General features: G+C 71.6%; 20 protein-coding genes. 8 read left to right on the forward strand and 12 right to left on the reverse strand.

All coding sequences use genetic code 11. The features are described 5' to 3' along the window. Nucleotides 1-58 precede the first annotated feature (58 nt). Complete coding sequence (locus ACU6WY_RS04140; RefSeq protein WP_483821195.1) at nucleotides 59-757, forward strand: SDR family NAD(P)-dependent oxidoreductase; 699 nt, start codon at nucleotides 59-61, stop codon at nucleotides 755-757. Between the two features lie 98 nt (nucleotides 758-855). Here ACU6WY_RS04140 and ACU6WY_RS04145 read toward each other — a convergent pair whose 3' ends face one another. Beyond that, complete coding sequence (locus ACU6WY_RS04145) at nucleotides 856-2178, reverse strand: bifunctional o-acetylhomoserine/o-acetylserine sulfhydrylase (RefSeq protein WP_483821196.1); 1323 nt, start codon at nucleotides 2176-2178, stop codon at nucleotides 856-858. A 151-nt stretch (nucleotides 2179-2329) separates the two neighbouring features. Between ACU6WY_RS04145 and ACU6WY_RS04150 the strand changes: the two genes are divergently transcribed. Further along, nucleotides 2330-3100, forward strand: a complete 771-nt coding sequence (locus ACU6WY_RS04150; protein ID WP_483821197.1) for an SDR family oxidoreductase — start codon at nucleotides 2330-2332, stop codon at nucleotides 3098-3100. A 10-nt stretch (nucleotides 3101-3110) separates the two neighbouring features. Here ACU6WY_RS04150 and ACU6WY_RS04155 read toward each other — a convergent pair whose 3' ends face one another. Beyond that, nucleotides 3111-4610 carry an MFS transporter gene (locus tag ACU6WY_RS04155; protein ID WP_483821198.1) on the reverse strand — a complete coding sequence of 500 codons (1500 nt, stop codon included), beginning with the start codon at nucleotides 4608-4610 and terminating at the stop codon, nucleotides 3111-3113. A gap of 78 nt (nucleotides 4611-4688) precedes the next feature. On the opposite strand from ACU6WY_RS04155, the gene ACU6WY_RS04160 reads away from it, so the two are divergent. From ACU6WY_RS04160 to ACU6WY_RS04170, 3 genes are all read left to right on the forward strand, one after another. Then, complete coding sequence (locus ACU6WY_RS04160) at nucleotides 4689-5183, forward strand: phosphoribosyltransferase (RefSeq protein ID WP_483821199.1); 495 nt, start codon at nucleotides 4689-4691, stop codon at nucleotides 5181-5183. Further along, nucleotides 5180-5872 (forward strand): uracil-DNA glycosylase, encoded by a 693-nt coding sequence (locus tag ACU6WY_RS04165; RefSeq protein WP_483821200.1) that lies wholly within the window; start codon nucleotides 5180-5182, stop codon nucleotides 5870-5872. The genes ACU6WY_RS04160 and ACU6WY_RS04165 overlap by 4 nt, the downstream gene beginning before the upstream one ends. A gap of 79 nt (nucleotides 5873-5951) precedes the next feature. Then, a complete protein-coding gene (locus tag ACU6WY_RS04170) occupies nucleotides 5952-6563 on the forward strand; it encodes an N-acetyltransferase family protein (protein WP_483821201.1) in 612 nt (203 codons plus the stop codon). 46 nt (nucleotides 6564-6609) lie between these two features. On the opposite strand, the gene ACU6WY_RS04175 is transcribed toward ACU6WY_RS04170, so the two are convergent. The 8 genes from ACU6WY_RS04175 to ACU6WY_RS04210 all read right to left on the reverse strand — a co-directional run bounded on the left by ACU6WY_RS04175 (nucleotide 6610) and on the right by ACU6WY_RS04210 (nucleotide 14143). Then, nucleotides 6610-6924: a protealysin inhibitor emfourin gene (locus ACU6WY_RS04175; protein WP_483821202.1), complete on the reverse strand. Its 315-nt coding sequence runs from the start codon at nucleotides 6922-6924 to the stop codon at nucleotides 6610-6612. Then, nucleotides 6911-7969, reverse strand: coding sequence for a M4 family metallopeptidase (locus ACU6WY_RS04180; protein WP_483821203.1), 1059 nt, complete (start codon nucleotides 7967-7969; stop codon nucleotides 6911-6913). The genes ACU6WY_RS04175 and ACU6WY_RS04180 overlap by 14 nt, the downstream gene beginning before the upstream one ends. A 185-nt stretch (nucleotides 7970-8154) precedes the next feature. Then, complete coding sequence (locus tag ACU6WY_RS04185) at nucleotides 8155-8946, reverse strand: ABC transporter ATP-binding protein (protein ID WP_483821204.1); 792 nt, start codon at nucleotides 8944-8946, stop codon at nucleotides 8155-8157. Continuing rightward, entirely contained in the window at nucleotides 8943-9767 is an 825-nt protein-coding gene (locus tag ACU6WY_RS04190; RefSeq protein WP_483821205.1) for an ATP-binding cassette domain-containing protein, read from the reverse strand. The genes ACU6WY_RS04185 and ACU6WY_RS04190 overlap by 4 nt, the downstream gene beginning before the upstream one ends. Beyond that, nucleotides 9764-10633: an ABC transporter permease gene (locus tag ACU6WY_RS04195; RefSeq protein WP_483821206.1), complete on the reverse strand. Its 870-nt coding sequence runs from the start codon at nucleotides 10631-10633 to the stop codon at nucleotides 9764-9766. The genes ACU6WY_RS04190 and ACU6WY_RS04195 overlap by 4 nt, the downstream gene beginning before the upstream one ends. Further along, nucleotides 10630-11580, reverse strand: coding sequence for an ABC transporter permease (locus tag ACU6WY_RS04200; RefSeq protein WP_483821207.1), 951 nt, complete (start codon nucleotides 11578-11580; stop codon nucleotides 10630-10632). The genes ACU6WY_RS04195 and ACU6WY_RS04200 overlap by 4 nt, the downstream gene beginning before the upstream one ends. Further along, the gene (locus tag ACU6WY_RS04205; protein WP_483821208.1) at nucleotides 11577-13088 is read right to left on the reverse strand and encodes an ABC transporter substrate-binding protein; all 1512 of its coding nucleotides are present in this window, start codon (nucleotides 13086-13088) and stop codon (nucleotides 11577-11579) included. Before ACU6WY_RS04205 ends, ACU6WY_RS04200 begins: the two co-directional genes overlap by 4 nt. Nucleotides 13089-13225: 137 nt before the next feature. Beyond that, nucleotides 13226-14143, reverse strand: a complete 918-nt coding sequence (locus tag ACU6WY_RS04210; RefSeq protein WP_483821209.1) for an alpha/beta fold hydrolase — start codon at nucleotides 14141-14143, stop codon at nucleotides 13226-13228. Between the two features lie 91 nt (nucleotides 14144-14234). Here ACU6WY_RS04210 and ACU6WY_RS04215 point away from each other — a divergent pair, with 91 nt between their 5' ends. From ACU6WY_RS04215 to ACU6WY_RS04225, 3 genes are all read left to right on the forward strand, one after another. Next, complete coding sequence (locus tag ACU6WY_RS04215) at nucleotides 14235-14744, forward strand: carboxymuconolactone decarboxylase family protein (protein ID WP_483821210.1); 510 nt, start codon at nucleotides 14235-14237, stop codon at nucleotides 14742-14744. Beyond that, on the forward strand, nucleotides 14741-15451 hold the full coding sequence (locus ACU6WY_RS04220) for a tyrosine-protein phosphatase (RefSeq protein WP_483821211.1): 711 nt from the start codon (nucleotides 14741-14743) through the stop codon (nucleotides 15449-15451). Before ACU6WY_RS04215 ends, ACU6WY_RS04220 begins: the two co-directional genes overlap by 4 nt. 83 nt (nucleotides 15452-15534) lie before the next feature. Further along, a complete protein-coding gene (locus ACU6WY_RS04225; protein WP_483821212.1) occupies nucleotides 15535-15999 on the forward strand; it encodes an SIP domain-containing protein in 465 nt (154 codons plus the stop codon). A gap of 21 nt (nucleotides 16000-16020) precedes the next feature. Here the strand turns inward: ACU6WY_RS04225 and ACU6WY_RS04230 are convergent, their stop codons facing one another. Together ACU6WY_RS04230 and ACU6WY_RS04235 are read right to left on the reverse strand one after the other, a co-directional pair. Beyond that, nucleotides 16021-16476 carry a Fe-S oxidoreductase gene (locus tag ACU6WY_RS04230; protein WP_483821213.1) on the reverse strand — a complete coding sequence of 152 codons (456 nt, stop codon included), beginning with the start codon at nucleotides 16474-16476 and terminating at the stop codon, nucleotides 16021-16023. After that, a complete protein-coding gene (locus ACU6WY_RS04235; RefSeq protein WP_483821214.1) occupies nucleotides 16473-17288 on the reverse strand; it encodes an arginase family protein in 816 nt (271 codons plus the stop codon). Before ACU6WY_RS04235 ends, ACU6WY_RS04230 begins: the two co-directional genes overlap by 4 nt. Nucleotides 17289-17346 lie beyond the last annotated feature (58 nt).

Here is a 17346-nt window from a genome sequence, read left to right on the forward strand (position 1 = left end):
CTGTTACGGCCCTGTCCAGCCCCCGACCCGGCCGGTCGCGGTCGCGCACAATCGCGGTATGGCGACCTACCTCCTCATCGCGGCCTCGAGTGACATCGGCGGGGCGACGGCACGACGACTGCGCGACGCGGGGCACCGCGTGATCACGACCGCGAGGGATTCCTCGCAGATCGAGCCCGACCACCTCCTGGATGCCACCGACTTCGACGCCGTCGACCGGGTCGTGGCCGCGGCCGGCGACGTCGACGGCATCGCCGTGTTCGCGGGATCGATGCTGCTGAAGCCCGCGCACCTCGTTTCGCGCGCGCAGTACGACGACACCATCGCGGCGTCGCTGACGACGTCGTTCGCGGTGGTACGCGCGGCCGGGAAGCACCTGCGCGGCGGCGGCTCGCTCGTGCTGCTGACCTCGGCCGCGGCCCTCGCCGGACTCTCGAACCACGACGTGATCGCGGCGGCCAAGGCGGGGGTCATCGGCCTTACGCTGTCGGCCGCCGCGAGCTATGCGAGCCGCGGGCTGCGGGTCAACGCCGTCGCCCCCGGGCTGGTGCAGACCCGGCTCACCGAGGGGCTGACGTCGTCGGACCTGTCGCGCACGGTCTCGGAGGCGATGCATCCGCTCGGGCGCCTGGGCGAGCCCGAGGATGTCGCGCGTGCGGTGGAGTTCCTGCTCGACCCCGCCAACGACTGGATCACCGGACAGGTGCTCGGTGTGGACGGGGGCCTCGGGAGCCTGCGGCCGCGCCAGCGCGTCTGAGGCCGGGCCGTTCCGCGCGAGTCGCCAAAGATTGTCGCCTGTCGGCCACGGGAAGCGACAATAATTGGCGACTCACGCATCGCGGGCGAGGGAGCGCGTCAGGCGCGGGCGGCCTCGGACAGGCGACGCGCGGCGGCGAGGGCCTGGTCGAGGTCGGCCTTGAGGTCGTCGATGTTCTCGAGACCCACCGACAGGCGAACAAGGCCCGGCGTGACACCCGAGGTGAGCTGCTGCTCGGGGGTGAGCTGCGAGTGCGTCGTCGAGGCCGGGTGAATGACCAGCGAGCGCACGTCGCCGATGTTGGCGAGGTGGCTGAACAGCTCCAGCGAGTTGACGAACTCGCGGCCCGCCTCGACACCGCCCTTGAGCTCGAACGAGAGCACCGCGCCGACGCCCTTGGGGGCGTAGTTGTTGGCCGCGGCGTACCAGGGCGACGTGGGCAGACCCGAGTAGTTCACGCTCGCGACGTCGTCATGGCGCTCGAGCCACTCGGCGATCTCCTGCGCGTTCTGCACGTGGCGCTCGATGCGCAGCGACAGCGTCTCGAGGCCCTGGATGAGCAGCCACGCGCTGTGGGGCGCGATAGCGGCGCCGAGGTCGCGCAGCAGCTGCACGCGGGCCTTGATGATGTACGCGAGCCCGTCGCCGACCGCGGTGGTGTAGCTCGCGCCGTGGTACGAGGGGTCGGGCTCGGTGAGGCCGGGGAACTTCTCGACGTTCTCGGACCAGGCGAAGGTTCCGCCGTCGACGATGACGCCGCCGATCGTCGTGCCGTGACCGCCGATGAACTTCGTGGCCGAGTGCACGACGATGTCGGCACCGTGCTCGAACGGGCGGATGAGGAACGACGTCGCGATGGTGTTGTCGACGATGAGCGGCACGCCGCTCTCGTGCGCGATGTCGGCGACGGTGCGGATGTCGAGCACGTTGATCTTCGGATTGCCGATGGTCTCGGCGAACAGGAGCTTCGTGTTCGGACGGACGGCCGCGCGCCACTCCTCGGGGTCGTCCTGGTTCTCGACGAAGGTCGTCTCGATGCCGAGCTTGGCGAGGGTGTACTTGAACAGGTTGTACGTGCCGCCGTAGATCGAGCTCGACGAGACGATGTGGTCGCCCGCCTGCGCGATGTTCAGCACCGCGAACGTCTCGGCCGCCTGGCCGCTGGAGACCAGGAGGGCGCCGGTGCCCCCCTCCAGCGCGGCGATGCGCTGCTCGACGACGTCTTGAGTGGGGTTCTGGATGCGCGTGTAGATGTTGCCGAACTCGGCGAGCGCGAACAGGTTCGCGGCGTGGTCGGCGTTGTCGAACACGTACGAGGTCGTCTGGTAGATCGGGGTGGCGCGGGCCTTGGTGACCGGGTCGGGCTGGGCGCCGGTGTGGATCTGCTTGGTCTCGAAACGCCAGTTCTCGGGTGCGGACACGGCTTCTCCTTCGAAAATCTCGGGGGCCGACGACGGATGCCACGGCCTGCTGCGAGCGTAGAGAGAGCCGCCGACACCGACAACAGGGGTGGACATGCGCCGTAACGTTCGCGGCGCTCCCGTGTCACCGCCCGCCGGTAGCGTGGACGCCATGACGCGACGCGCAGTGGTGACCGGGGCCAGTTCGGGGATCGGGGAGGCGACGGCGCGTGCTCTCCGCTCACGCGGGTGGGACGTCGTGGGGGTCGCCCGTCGCGCCGAGCGGCTGGCCGCGCTCGAGGCCGAGACCGGCGTCGTCGCCCACGCGGCCGACCTCACCGACGCCGACGCGGTCGCGGCGCTCGCCGCGTGGCTCGACGAGACCGGGGGTGTCGACGCGCTCGTCCACGTCGCCGGGGGAGCGCGCGGCGCCGACCGCGTCGAAGACGGTGATCCCGACGACTGGCGCTGGATGTTCGAGGCCAACGTGCTGTCGTCGCAGCGGCTCGTGGCATCCCTTCTTCCGCTCCTTCGGCGAGCCGCCGAACGGGTCGGTCACGCCGACGCGCTGTTCGTCACCTCCACTGCCGCGCAGACCGCCTACCCCGGCGGTGCGGGTTACAACGCCGCGAAGGCGGGCGAGTCGATGCTCGTCGCCGCACTCCGGCAGGAACTGAACGGCGAACCGCTGCGCGTCATCGAGATCGCCCCGGGCATGGTGCGCACCGAGGAGTTCACACTGAACCGCCTGCGCGGCAATCACGAGGGCGTCGACAAGCTGTACGAGGACGTCGAGGCGCCCCTCGTCGCCGACGACGTGGCCGACGTCATCGCCTATGCGCTGGACGCCCCGGCGCACGTCAACCTCGATCTCGTGACGATGCGCCCGGTCGCGCAGTCCGCCCAGCACCTGCTGGCGCGCGGTCCGCTGCGGGTGCGCTGACCCGGATCGCTCAGGCCACGTCGCCGCGCGCGGCTCCGGCGGCCGCCTCGCCCTCCGCGGTGTCGGCGAAGGCGACCTTGGGCACGAACAGCAGCAGCACGGCGGCGACGAACCCGCCCGCCGCGCAGATCGCCCAGACGGTGAGGTAGCCGGCCAGCGGGGCTGCCGTCGCCGCCACCGCGGCCCCGGCGCCACCGGCGAGCACCACGCCGAACACGGCCGACGACATCGTGCCGCCCACCGTCTTGGTGGTGTTGGTGAGGGCGGATGCCACGCCTGTCTGCCCGCGCGGAGCGGCGGCCGCCGCGGCGGCGGGCATCGCCGCCACGAGGGCGCCGGATCCGAGCCCGGCGATCGCCAGGCACAGCAGCACGTGCCACAACTCGACGTGGAGGGGCAGGAGCAGGGCATACCCGATCCCGACGAGCGCGGCGGCCCCAATGAGCACGGCCCGCGGACTCGCGCGGCGGGAGGTCACCGCGAACAGGATGGCCCCGACGATGAGCGAGACGAGGTACACCCCGATGACGTTCGATCGGTCGGTGGCATCCAGCCCGAGTCCGTAGCCGAGCGCGCGATCGGTACCGGCGTACGTGGCCAGCGGCCCCTGGGCGCCGAGCAGGCTGATGCCGACGAGGAATGAGGTCGCCTGGATCGGCCACATCTCGGGGCGGCGGAGCACGCGGATATCGACCGCGGGATCGGGGCGACCGAGCTCGTAGCGCGCGAACACGACGAGGAGGATGACACCGAGCACGAGCAGGGGCACGATGACGACCGGTCCCGGGCCGGCGGGCAGTCGCACGAACGACAGCGCCCCGGTGAGGCACAGCAGCGCCGCTGCGAGCAGGACGAACCCGCCGATGTCGAGGCGGCGGCGTCCCGGCATCCGCTCCGATTCGGGCACGCCCAGCCAGATCACGAGGCACACGAGCGTCACCGCGATCGCGGGGATCGTGAGGGCGAGGCGGAGGTCTCCGCCGGTGGCCGCGAAGAGGCGCCCGGCCGCGAGCGCGCCGATGATCGCGCCCGCTTGCAGCCCCACCACGAGCAGTCCCGCGGCGCGACGGGTCTGCGACACCCCGCGGCTCTGCCGCCGGCCGCGGTCGAAGATCAGCGCGATCTCCAGCGGCAGCCACACGACGTAGAAGCCCTGCAGGGACCAGGCGATCAGGAAGGTCGGGAACGTGTCGGCGAACACCAGCCACCAACTCGCCGCCGCCGTTGCCAGGGCCGAGGCCAGCAGGACCTTCTTGTGGCCGAATACGTCGCCGAGCTTTGCCAGGATCGGGAGGACGAGTGCCGAGAGCAGCAGCTGCGCCGCCTCGAACCAGTTCACGTCGGCGTCGCGAATACCCAGGTGCACGACGATGTCGGGCAACAGCGGTACGTAATACCCCTGCAGGATGCCGCTGGCGAGCTCCACCAGCACGAACCACCCGATGAGACCCGCGGTCACCCCGAGTGCGGACCCGCGCACCCGACCGACCGCGCCGGAGACGCGCGACATGGCGCGAGGCTAGCACTCCGCGCGTCGGCCCTCGGGCGACACCCTAGGGTGAAAAGCACAAGACGAGAGGGGATCCGCGTGGCGGAAACGACGGACGAGCGCGAACGGCTGACCTGGGACGACTTCGGTGTCGCCACGCGCGACATCTCCCGGGCGATCGTGGCCGACGGGTTCGAGCCCGAGGTGGTCGTGGCGATCGCGCGCGGGGGACTCCTCCCGGGCGGCGCGATCGCGTATGGCCTCGGTGTGAAGAACTGCGGAGCGCTGAACGTCGAGTTCTACACCGGCGTCGGGACCGTGCTCGACGCACCGGAGGTGCTGCCGCCGGCCCTGGATCTGTCGTACCTCGCCGGCCGCCGCGTGCTCCTCGTCGACGATGTCGCCGACAGCGGCCGCACGCTCGACCTCGCCGTGAAGCTTCTCGATCAGCAGGGTGCGGACGCGCGGTCGGCCGTGATCTACACCAAGCCGACGACGATCATCGCTCCCGACTACGCGTGGAAGGACACCTCGCTCTGGATCGACTTTCCGTGGTCGTTCCAGGGGTCGGTGCGCGACGAGGAAGCCGTGTGAGCGGGAGGTCGCTCGCCGAGCTCGCCGACGCGGGCCTCATCGACGTCTCGTGGGTGGAGCCTCTCGCGCCGGTGGCGGGGGATATCGCCGCACTCGGCGAGCGGCTGCGCGCCGAGGGAAAGCCGTACCTGCCCGCGGGTGACCTCGTGCTGCGGGCCTTCCGCACCCCGGTCGACGCCGTGCGGGTGCTCATCGTCGGGCAGGACCCCTACCCGACCCCGGGGCACCCGATCGGCCTGTCGTTCGCCGTCGACCCGCACGTGCGTCCGCTGCCGCGGAGCCTGGGGAACATCTACCGCGAGCTCTCCGACGACCTGGGCATCCCGCCCGCCCCGCACGGCGACCTGTCGGCCTGGGCCGGCCAGGGCGTGATGCTGCTCAACCGCGTGCTCACGGTGGCGCCCGGCAGCCCCGCGTCGCACCGCGGGTGGGGATGGGAGCGGGTCACCGAGCACGCGATCCGCTGCCTCGTCGCCCGTGACGCGCCGCTCGTGGCGGTGTTGTGGGGGCGGGATGCCGCGAACCTCACGCCCCTCCTCGGAGACACCGCGATCGTGGCATCCGCGCACCCGTCACCGCTCTCGGCGAGCCGCGGCTTCTTCGGCTCCCGCCCGTTCTCGCGCATCAACGCGCTGCTCGAGGAGCAGGGCGCGCCCGCGGTCGACTGGCGACTCCCCGCCCCCGCGTGACGGGGCTGGCCCGGCACCTTCCGTGCGGGCCCCCGGGGCCGTCACACGGCGGAAACGGCTGGCCCGTAGAGTGGCGTCCGTGCTGGAAGAGGAGTACGAGAAGAACCGGCGGCGATTGCCCGCCCACCTGCGGCGTGCGCCCGAGCCGGAGCGGCCGTTCTCGTATGAGATCCGCCCGGCCACGGAAGCGGACATTCCCGACATCCGCGAGATTTACAACTACTACGTGCGCAACTCGGTCGTGACGTTCGACGAGAAGGCCTGGTCGGTCGCCAAGTGGCGGGAGAAGTTCGAGACGCTCGAGAAGCTCGGGCTGCCGTTCCTCGTCGCGCAGTCCCCGAGCGGGCAGATTCTCGGGTACGCCCTCGTTCAGCCCTGGCAGTCGAAGTCGGCCTACCGCTATACCGTCGAGAACTCGATCTACCTGGGGCAAGCGGCCGCGGGCAAGGGCCTCGGCCGGGCGATGCTGGAGGCCCTCATCGACGCCTGTGCAGAGAAAGGCATCCGCGAGATGGTCGCCGCGATCAGCGACAAGGGCGCGGATGCCTCGATCGCGCTGCACCAGAAGCTCGGGTTCACCGAGGTGGGCCGCATGGGCCGGGTGGGGTTCAAGTTCGGGCGCTGGCTCGGCGTGGTCTACCTGCAGAAGAGCATTCCCTCGAAGAAGAAGCGCCGGAAGCTGTTCGGCTGACGCGCGGGGCCGTTCGCGTCGGACGTCTGCTCAGCGGGATCGCGAGTCACTGCGCGGCGTCGGCGCGGCGCACCTCGTCGACCAGCGTGCGCCACGGCCCCTCGACCTGCGCGTCGCCGAGACGCGCCTCGCGCACCGCGGTGCCGCCCTCGCGCACTTCGATCCGCCACTGGTAGCGGTCGGCGCCGCGTGCGGGCGGGGGAGGGGCATCCCACGGGCACTGCGCCACGAGTGAGCGCCAGCGGGGCGCGCGCTCCGGTTCGGGCTCCGCGCGCCACCGCCGAGACAGCCCGGCGATCCCGCCGGAGCGCACCACGATCACGGCGAAGCGCTCGCCGCGTGCGGCCTCAGGTCGTGGCATCCTCTCCGACGCCCACTTCCGCCCAGGCGGCGCGGACGGCGTCGGCCTCCTCCGACTCCTCACCGTACTCCGCTGCCGCGGCGCGGCGTGTGGCGGCGGCGAACGCGGTGAAGTCGGCCGTCGGCGACAGATCGCCGGACGTGAGGGTGAGGTACCAGATGAGCCCGGCCCGCTCCCACGCGAAACCCCCCAGCCGTGTGGCGACGAGGTGGAAGGCCCGGTTCGGGATACCGGAGTTGATGTGCACGCCCCCGTTGTCGTCGTCGGTCTCGACGTAGTCGCGCAGGTGCCCCGGTTGCGGGTCGATGCCGAGCACATCGTCGTCGTAGGCGGTCCCGGGAGCGGACAACGACCGCAGAGCCGTGCCCTGCACGCCCGCGGCGAAGATGCCCGCGCCCACGAGCCACGTGGCCTCGTCGGCGCGCTGCCGGAGCGCGTGCTGCTCGGCGAGCACACCGAAGACGTCGGCCACCGATTCGTTCAGCGCCCCCGACTGACCCTGATACTCCAGGCCCCCGAGCGCGTCGATGACGCCGTGGCCGAGCTCGTGTGCGATCACGCTGAGCGAGCGGGTGAAGCCGACGAACACCTCGCCGTCGCCGTCACCGAAGACCATGCGCTCGCCGTTCCAGAACGCGTTGTCGTAGTCGTCGCCGAAGTGCACGGTGGCGAGCAACGAGCCCCCGGCGCCGTCGATGCCGTCGCGCGCAAAGGCATCCCAGAACAGGTCGTAGGTCGCGCCGAGACCGTCGTACGCTTCGTCGGTCGCGGGGTCGCCGGTGGGGCCGTCGTCTTCGGTGCGCACCCGGCGGCCGGGCAGCCGCTCGGTGTTCTGCGCGTCGGAGATCACCCGGTCGGGCACGGGGGCGGTCTCGGCCACCAGGGCACCCGCGTCGATCGAGAGCCGCAGCCGAGCGCGTGCCGCACGCGGTGGTCTCGGGACGGCCAGGGTTTTGCGCGCGGCGGCGGCAGCGTGGGCGAGACGCGGATCGTCGCTGGAGGCGATCCGATCGAGGAGGAAGGGGGGAACGATGCCGGGGGTCATGGGGCGAGGCTAACGGCGGCCACCGACACGCGGCATCCCTTGTCAACGAGAACAGGGGATGCCACGAGAACAGGGCGTTCGCGCCGCCGGATTCGGTCTGTTCCGGGCGCACGGCCTGTCTTCGTGACCGGTGGGGCGCGCCGCAGACGCGGTGCGGGCGGCGTCGCGCGGCCGGTCGCGGCCGGTCAGGCGGGCAGCGTCGGCACCGAGGCCAGCAGGCGCCGCGTGTACGCGGCCTGGGGCTGCAGGAGCACCTTCTCGGTGGGGCCTTGCTCGACGATCCGTCCGTCTTTCATCACGACGACCTGATCGCACACGTTCTGCACCACACCGATGTCGTGCGAGACGAGCACGAGCGTCAGCTGCTCTTCGGAACGCAGGCGCGCGAGGAGCCGCAGGATCTGCGCCCGCACCGTCACATCGAGCGCCGAGAGGGGCTCGTCGCCCACGAGAATCCGCGGCCGGTGCACGATCGCGCGGGCCAGGGCGATGCGTTGACGTTGCCCTCCCGAGAACTCATGGGGGTAGCGTTCGGCCATGTCGGCGTCGAGCCCGACCTGCGCGAGCACCTCGCGCACGCGCGCGCCGCGGTCGCCCTCGATCCCCAGCGCCCAGAGCGGTTCGCCGACGATGCGGCCGACCCTCATGCGCGGATCGAGCGAGGCGTAGGGGTCTTGGAAGACGACGCCCGTCGCCCGGCGCAACCAGTGCAGCGACCGGGCGGAGCCGCGGGCGTCGACCGGGCGCCCGTCGACCTCGACGGCCCCCGCGCTGGGGGTGTCCAGGCCCAACAGCAGGCGCACGAGCGTCGACTTGCCCGACCCGGACTCGCCGATGATCCCGACCGCAGACCCGGCGCGCACCGACAGGTCGACGTCGACGAGCCCCGCGGTGCGCTCGGCGCCGCCGAACCCGCGCGTGCGCGGGGTGAGGTAGGTGCGGGAAAGTCCCCGCGTGTGCAGGATCGTGTCGCTCATGCCCGGTCCTGCCCCTCGGCGCCGGATCCGTGCCGGCGGTCGATCTCGGGATGCCACAGCGTCGCGGTCGCGTCGCGCAGCAGCGCCTGCGTCACCGGGGAGGACGGCGCCCGCAACAGGTCGTCGACCGCCCCCTGCTCCACGATGCGGCCGTGCTCGAGGACGACCGCGTGCGTGGCGACCTGCGCCAGCACCGCGAGGTCGTGGGTGATGAAGACCAGCGACATTCCGGCATCCTGCACGAGGGAGCGCAGGAGCGACAGGATGCCGGCCTGGATCGTGACGTCGAGGGCCGTGGTCGGTTCGTCGGCGATGAGCAGGCGCGGGCGGCACGCGAGCGCCATCGCGATGGCGACACGCTGACGCTGGCCGCCGGAGAGCTGGTGCGGGTAGCGCGAGACGATCCGCTCGGGATCGGGGAGCGCGACGCGCTCGGCCTCGGCCACGGCCCGCCGCAGGGCCTCTCGGCGCGAGACGCCCTCGTGGATGCGGAGGGACTCGCCGATCTGGCGTCCGACGGTGCGGATGGGGTTGAGGGCCGTCCGCGGCTCCTGGAACACGATGCCGATGTCGTCACCCCGCAGGCGCGCGAGCTCGCGATCGGGGAGGCCGAGGATCTCGCGGCCGTTCCATCGCACGCTCCCCGACACGGTCGCCCCGTCGGGGAGCAGCCCGAGGACGGCCAACGCGGTCAGCGACTTGCCCGAGCCCGATTCGCCGATGAGTCCCACCCGCGCGCCGTCCGGGACGGCGAAGGAGATTCCGTCGACCACGGTGCGACCACCGATCTCGATGCGCAGGTCGTTCACCTCGAGGCTCACGCGACCACCCCCGGGACGTGCGTGCGCGCCTGGGGCGTGCGCTCCGACAGCGTGGGGTCGGCGGCCTCGCGGAGGGCATCGCCGAGCAGGTTGAGCCCGAGCACGGTGAGCGTGATCGCCAGCCCCGGCCACACCACCGTGAGGGGGTGCACCGAGATGTAGGCCTGCAGGTCGGCGAGCAGGACACCCCAGGACGGCTGGGTGATCGGTGCGCCGAAGCCGAGGTAGGACAGACCCGCCTCGGCGAGCACCGCCACGGCCATGCTCCACGACAGCTGCACGATGAACACCGGGGCGACGTTGGGGAGGAGGTGTCGCACGAGGTTCTGCGCCGGGCTCAGACCGCTCGCGCGCCCCGCCAGCACGAAGTCGCTCTGCAGCACTCGCCGCAGTTCGGGACGCGTGACACGGGCGATGGTGACACCGAAGCCGATGCCGACCGACCAGATGACCACGGCGAGCGACCCGCCCCAGACCGCCGTGATCATCATCGCGATGATCAACACCGGGAAGGCGACGAGGATGTCGACCAGCACGGCCACGCTCTCGCGCACCCAGCGCGCCGTCAGCGCCCCGAGAGCGGCCAGGGCGATGCCCAGGAGCGAGGCCACGACGCCCGCACCGATGGCCACGATGACGGTCGTGCGCGCTCCGGCCATGAGCAGGCTCAGGATGTCGCGGCCGTTGCCGTCGGTGCCGAGCACGTGCGGCCACGACGGATCGGCCCACCGCGCGCGGGCGTCCACCGTGGCGGGGTCGAACGGGGTCCACACGAGCGAGACGAGCGCAGTGAGCACGACGACGGCGACGACCAGGATGCCGAAGCGCCCGGTGCCGAGAGACCAGAGCCGACGGAGCGTGCTCACGAGGCCTCCCTCTGCCGGGGATCGATGAGGCGGTGAACGAGGTCGACGAGGAAGCCGACGATGAGGACGAAACCGGTGAGGGCCAGCAGCTCGCCCTGGACTTTGGGGAGGTCGCGGGCGGCGACGTCAGCGACGAGCATTCGGCCTACTCCCGGCAGGGTGAACAGCTGCTCGATGACGACCGCGCCCACGATGATGCCGGCGATCTGGAGCCCCAGCACGGTGATCACCGACAGCCCGACGTTGGGCAGGCCGTGGCGCAGCAGCGCCTGGGTGCGTGTGAGTCCCTTAGCGGCGGCCGTGCGGACGTAATCCTGGCCGATGGCCTGGAGCGTGGCGCTGCGCACGAACCGCAGCAGCATCGCCCCCTCGACCACGCCGATCGTGACCGCCGGGAGGACGAGCGCGCGGGTCGCCGCGGCCGGATCGCTCCATCCCGCGCGCGGGAACCCCTGGGGCGGGAACCATCCGAGCCAGACGGCGAAGACGACCACGAGCATCATGCCGGCCCACACCACCGGCACAGCCGCCAGCGCCTGCGCCCCCACGCTCATCGCCGTTCCGTCGGCGCGCCCGCGGCGGAGCGCAGACAGCACGCCGAAGGGGAGCCCCACCAGCAGTGCGACCGTCAGCGACATCGCGGCCAGCGGAACGGTGACGCGGGCCTTGTCGGCCAGCTCAGCGCTGACCGATGCACCGGTCACGAGCGAGGTGCCCAGATCGCCGCGGAGCAGACCCCCGATCCAGTCGAGGTACTGCTGCCAGAGCGGGGCCGTGAGCCCGAGGCTCTCGCGCAGGGCCGCGACCTGTTCCGGCGTCGCCTGGGTGCCGGCGATGAGAAGGGCGACGTCTCCGGGCAGGACCCGGAGCGACACAAAGATCAGCACGCTGGACACGGCCAGGCCCAGCACGAGCAGGCCCAGCCGTGTCAGCGCGTATCGGATCACTCCGACGAGACCGTCACACCCGCCAGCGGCAGGCGCACGTTGAGGGAGTTGGTCGGGAAGTTCGCCACGTTCGTGGCCACCGCGGTCAGGGGCGTCGACAGGAACAGGAAGTCGGCGGCATCTTCCTCGGCGACGATGCGCGCGGCCTGGCTCAGCAGCTCGGCCGACTGCGTCGCGTCGGTCGTGGCGAGGGCCTGCGCGTACAGGCTCTGCACCTCGGCATTGTCGTACCCGAAGTAGTACGACGGGTTCGCCCAGTTGCTGAAGTCGCGGGCCTCGACGTGGCGGACGAAGCTGAGGTCGTAGTCGTGGTTCTGATACACGTCCTGCAGCCAGGTACCGAAGTCCACCGAGTTCACCTGCAGCTTCACGCCGATGTCGGCGAACGACGACACCAGGAACGTCGGGATGGAGCTGGGGTAGACGCTCGGGATCGTGAGCGTGAGGTCGAGGTTCTCGGCTCCGGCCTCGGCGAGCAGCTCGCGGGCCTGGTCGGGGTCGTACGAGATCGTGTCGGAGAGGTCTTCGTACCCGGGGTCCAGCGGCGGGATCGGGCTGAACAGCTCCTGGCCGGCACCGAGGGTCTCGATGAGTGCCTCGTGGTCGATGGCCAGACGCAGCGCCTCGCGCACGCGCTCGTCATTCAGGGGGGCACGGGCGTTGTTGAACGCGAGCGTGCCCTTGTCGGTGGTGAGCCCCGAGTCGATCCGGAAGTTCCCGGTGTCCTCGACCTGACCTCTCAGCTCGGGGTCGATCTCGAGAGCGACATCCACATCGCCGCTGACGGCGGCGTTGATCGCGGCGCTCTGGTCGGGAATGTAGTCGAGCACGACCTCGGCGACACCTGCCGGGTCACCCCAGTAGGCGTCGTTGCGGCTGAGCGTGAGGCTCTGCCCGGTGTTCCACGACGAGACCGTGAAGGGGCCGGTGCCGTTGGTCGCGGTCTGGAAGTCGGTGGTGTCGCCGCTGCGGAAGACGAGACCGGCGCGACCGGTCAGTGCGAACAGGAAGTCGATGTTCGGCTGCGCCAGCGTCACCACGACGGTCGAGGCGTCGGGCGAGGCGATCGACGCGACGCCGGCGAGGTCGGCGCTGTTCTGAATCGTGGCGTCGTCTTTGGCGGTCTGCAACGACGACACGACGTCGGCGGCGGTGAGCTCGCTGCCGTCGTGGAACGTCACCCCCGGGCGCAACGTGAAGGTGTAGGTGAGACCGTCGGGCGAGACGGTCCACTCCGTCGCGAGGGCCGGCACGATCGCGTTGTCGTCGTCGCCGTCCCGGGTCACCAGACCCTGGTACACGTTGTCGATGAGGGCCTGCTCGAGCGAGGCGCCGCTCGTGCGCCGGATGTCGAGGTTCGACGGTTCGAGCGACAGGCGCACGGTGAGGGTGGCGTCGGGGTCGGGGGAGCCCGGTGACGCGGGGGCGGTCGAGGTGCCGGTGCACGAGGTGAGCAGGAGTGCTCCGATCAGGAGCGCGCTCGTGGCGAGGGCGGTACGGCGCAGCATTGCGGGAGTGTCCTTTCGCAGGCCGACGGCACCCGGGTGTGCTGTGATGCCGTGTGGTGGGGTGGGAGACAGCCTACTTTCACGCCGCCGACCCGGACGCCGCGTGTGACACCGTGCGACGCGCCGGTCGCGGCGGGTTACCCCTCGTCGACGACCTCGCGGATGAGGGCGGCCAGGCCGGAAGGGTCTTCTTCCTGCACGTTGTGGCCTGTCGCGGCGACGTGGATCCGGGCCGACGGGGCTCGGCGGGCGAACTCCTCGGCATCCTCGGCTGTGACGAAACCGTGATCTCCCCGCAGCAGCGTGAGGGGCGCGCGCACCTCGGCGACGTCGTCCCACCCGGTCGTGGAGAGCACGGCGCGTACGGCATCCGGAGTGCTCGTGTCGCTGCCGGCGTTGGCCGCGGCCGCGGCCAGGTGGGCGAAGTGGTGCTTCCACTCCACGCGCCCGTCGGGCCGCACGCGGGTGTTGAGGAACACACCGCGCTCGGCGGCCTCGCGCGAGCCGCCGAGGCCGAACGACAGCGCCTTCTCGACGAGTTCGTCGCGCGTGGCCCAGTCGGTGGGGCCCGCGAAGAACGCCCGCAATTGCGCCGGTCCGGCGCTCGGGTCGATCCCGGGGGTGATGTCGACGATGACGACGTGCGCGATGAGGTCGGGACGGGATGCCGCCACCGCAGCCGCCGTAAGGCCGCCCAGCGAGTGGCCCACCAGCACCTGGGGCCGGTCGGTCCAGGCGTCGAGGGCCGCGGCGACGTCGGGAGCCAGGACGCGGCCGACGTACGCGGCGTCGTCACGCCAGGAGGAGTCGCCGTGTCCGGGCAGGTCGAGTGCGAGGGCGGGGATCCCCAGGTTCAGAAGGGTGGTGTCCCAGGTGTGGGCGTTCAGTCCGGCACCGTGCAGCAGCGTGACCTGCGGCGGCGCCGGGCCCCACCGCAGCCCGCTGAGGGTCCGGCCGTCGGCGAGGGGGAGCGTCACCCGGTCGACCGGAGGCGCGTCGACGCCGAGGGTCCGGGCCTGAGCGGGGAGGAAGGAGAATTCGTCGGTCTCGACCACGCACCCACCCTGGCATCACGGGCGTGATGCCGCTACCCGCGGGCACGCGCCCCGCCCCCTTCTGCCCGTCCCGTCGCCGTAGGCTGAGGCCATGGGCGAGGAACGACGCGTACACCTGTCGAAGAAGGCTCCCGAGGCATATGCCGCGCTCCGCGCGTTTTCTAAGACGGTGGGTGGCCTCGCCGCCGCCGCCGGGATCGATGCCCGGTTGCGCGAGATCGTGCAGATCCACGCCTCGCAGCTGAACGGCTGCGCGTTCTGCGTGCGCGTGCACGTCGACGCCGCGGTGGCCGCCGGGCTCGACGCCGACGTCATCGCGCAGATCGCGACCTGGCGCGAGTCGGGGGTCTTCGACGAGCGGGAACGCGCCGCGCTCGAACTCACCGAGTCGTTCACGTACATCCACGACGAGGGCATCCCCGACGAGGTCTACGACCGGGCGGGTGGCATCCTCAGCGAAGAGGAGTACGTCGCGCTCAGCTGGGTGCTCGTGGCGATCAACGCGTTCAACCGGGTGGCGATCGCCGGGCGCTATCCCGTTCCGCCCCGTGTCGCCACCACGGCGGAGCGCCTCGCCCACGATCACGGGAGCGACGCGTGAGCACGCTCATCTCGGGGGCGATGAACTTCCGCGACGTGGGCGGGCTCACCGCCGGCGACCGTCGTACCCGGACAGGCGTGCTGTACCGGTCGGGAAACCTCGTGCAGGTCGACGATCTCGGCATTCAGAGCCTCCGCGAGCTCGGGCTCCGGCGCATCGTCGACCTGCGCGACGACGACGAGGTGCGCCACTCACCGAGCCGGCTGGACGACCTCGACATCGAGGTGCGGCGGGTTCCCTTGTTTCTCGGGTCGGTCGCGTCGTTCTTCGAGCGCGACGTCAGCCTGGGGGAGCTCTATGACGAGATGGTCGCGGGCTCGGCCGCGCGCATCGTCGAGGCGGTGCGCGCCATCGACGGGGCGCAGCCGGTGCTCGTGCATTGCACGGTCGGAAAGGACCGCACCGGGGTGACCGTCGCGATCACGCTGGCCGCGGCGGGCGTCGACCGGGAGGCCGTCGTCGCCGACTACGCGCGCACCGAGACGCTGCTGCCCGCCGAGCGCAATCGGCAGGTGGTATCGGCCATCCGGGCCCTCCACCCCGAGAACCGGCACGCCGAAGACCTCGCGACGCGGTCGCCGGCGCGGGTCATGCGCGCGCTGCTGGAACGACTCGACGCCGAGTACGGATCACCCGCGGGCTTCCTCCGCGCGCACGGCGTCTCCGACGACGAGCTCGCGCACCTGAGGCACACCCTGGTCGAGTGACCCTGGGGCACATCCACGGTCGCGAATACAGGGTCACAACACAGGTTAGGCAACCCTTGGTGGCGGGTATAGTGGATGCCATCATGACCGCCTCCACCGAGCACAACGACGCCGCCTGCCGGGCGTCGCGGCACACCCGTGTCCAGCACCTCATCACGGCCGACGAGACCTCTCTCGTCGACCTCGAGGCCCTGCTGTCGACGCTGCCGATCTGCTCGATCGGTCGGGTCTTCGTGGAGGTTCCCGACGCGTCGTGGATCGGCACGATCGCCGCTCCCGCGCGCATGACGGTGACGTGGCTCGACCGATCGCGTCGTGGCGGCGCCCCCGGAACGGGTCGCGCGTGCGCGCCCGGTGAGGCACTCGCGCGCGCGGTCGCGGGCTGGGCGGGCGAGATGCTCTGCTGCGACGATGACGCCACGCGCACCTTCCTGCTGGGCGGCTACCTCGGCACGGTCGAGATCGTCGAGGAACTCACCTCGCGGCACGGCGTCGACGCGACGGCCATCCACACCCCCGAGCGCTACGGCCTCGCCACCGCCCGCTGATCAGAATCGGCGTTCGACGCGTCAGGCCCCGCGGGGTACATAGTTGCCCTCGACGAGTCCCGCCTCGATTTCGAAGCGGTTGCGCAGCGGGTCGCGGCCGGCCAGCAGGTAGAGCACCGGCATGAGAAAGCCGTACCGGCGCCACTGGCGCACGTGCACCGCCTCGTGTCTGAGCACGGCGTCGGTGGGCGGTACGTCGCCGGTGAGGAAGCACGCGCCGACGCACACGCCGCCGCGCGGGAACGCCCAGGCCGGAAGCCCCCGAAACACCCAGAGGCCGTGCCGACGTTCGATGCGGCCCGTGCTCCACAGCGAGCCCCACACCCAGCCGACGGTGCAGCCGTAGAGGAAGCCGAGCCGGCTGAGGGGCGAATCCGTCAGGAAGCTCGGCAGGAAGCGGTCGAGGCGGCGTCCGCGCGCGACGGCCAGGTCGGCGCGCTCGCGCCACCCCGCCGGCGGGCGCGGGATCGGGCTCACGCGAGTGCTCCCACCAGGCGCAGGATCGCGCCCAGGTCGTCGATGGCCGCGGCGGGAGAGGAGGGGGAGAACTCCGTGATCGTGGCGCCGGCGAGAGGCAGCCGCTCGCGCAGGCGTCGGATCGAGGCCGCCACATCGGTCACGCGTGCCCCGAAGGGTTCGGGGAACGCCACCCCGGTGAACTCCGCCGGGTCGAGCACGTCGAGGTCGAGGTGCACGAACACGCGCGTCGCCCCCGTCGCCACGACGGCATCGGCGAGGGCATCGGGGTCGGACAGGGCGGATGCCGTGAGCGTGCGCATACCGCGATCGTCGATGTAGCGCTGCTCTTCGGCATCCAGGGCTCGGGTGCCCGCGAGAACCACTCGTTCGGCCGGAATGCCGGGGTCGAGGTGCAGGAGATCCCAGCCGTCTCCGAGGATCGCCCGCAGGACCATGCCGTGGAACGCTCCGCTGGGGGAGGAGTCGGGGGTGTGGAGGTCGGCGTGCGCGTCGATCCACACCACGGCGAGGTCGTCGCCGGCGATCGCCGAAACGGCGCCCAGAGTGACGCCGCAGTCGCCGCCGATCGTCACCGTGTGTTCGCCCTCGACGGCCGAGACGGCGTCGTCGATGCGCTGGCGCATGCGCACGAGCGCACTGGCGCGCAGGACCCGCGAGCCCTGGGCATCGCCGGCCTCGGCGGGGGCTTCGAGCACGGTGGTCGCGGCGCGGGGGAGGTCGCCGGCGATCGCCTCGGCGCCGTCGATGAGTTGCATCGCGCGCGACGATGACGAGCCCTGCCACTGCGGGGCGATCACGAATCGCGTCATGAGAAGCCTGTCGGAAGACGGGAGCGCACCGCCCCGGCGGACGGTGCGCTCCCGGTGT

The organism is Microbacterium sp. ZW3a (assembly GCF_057167165.1).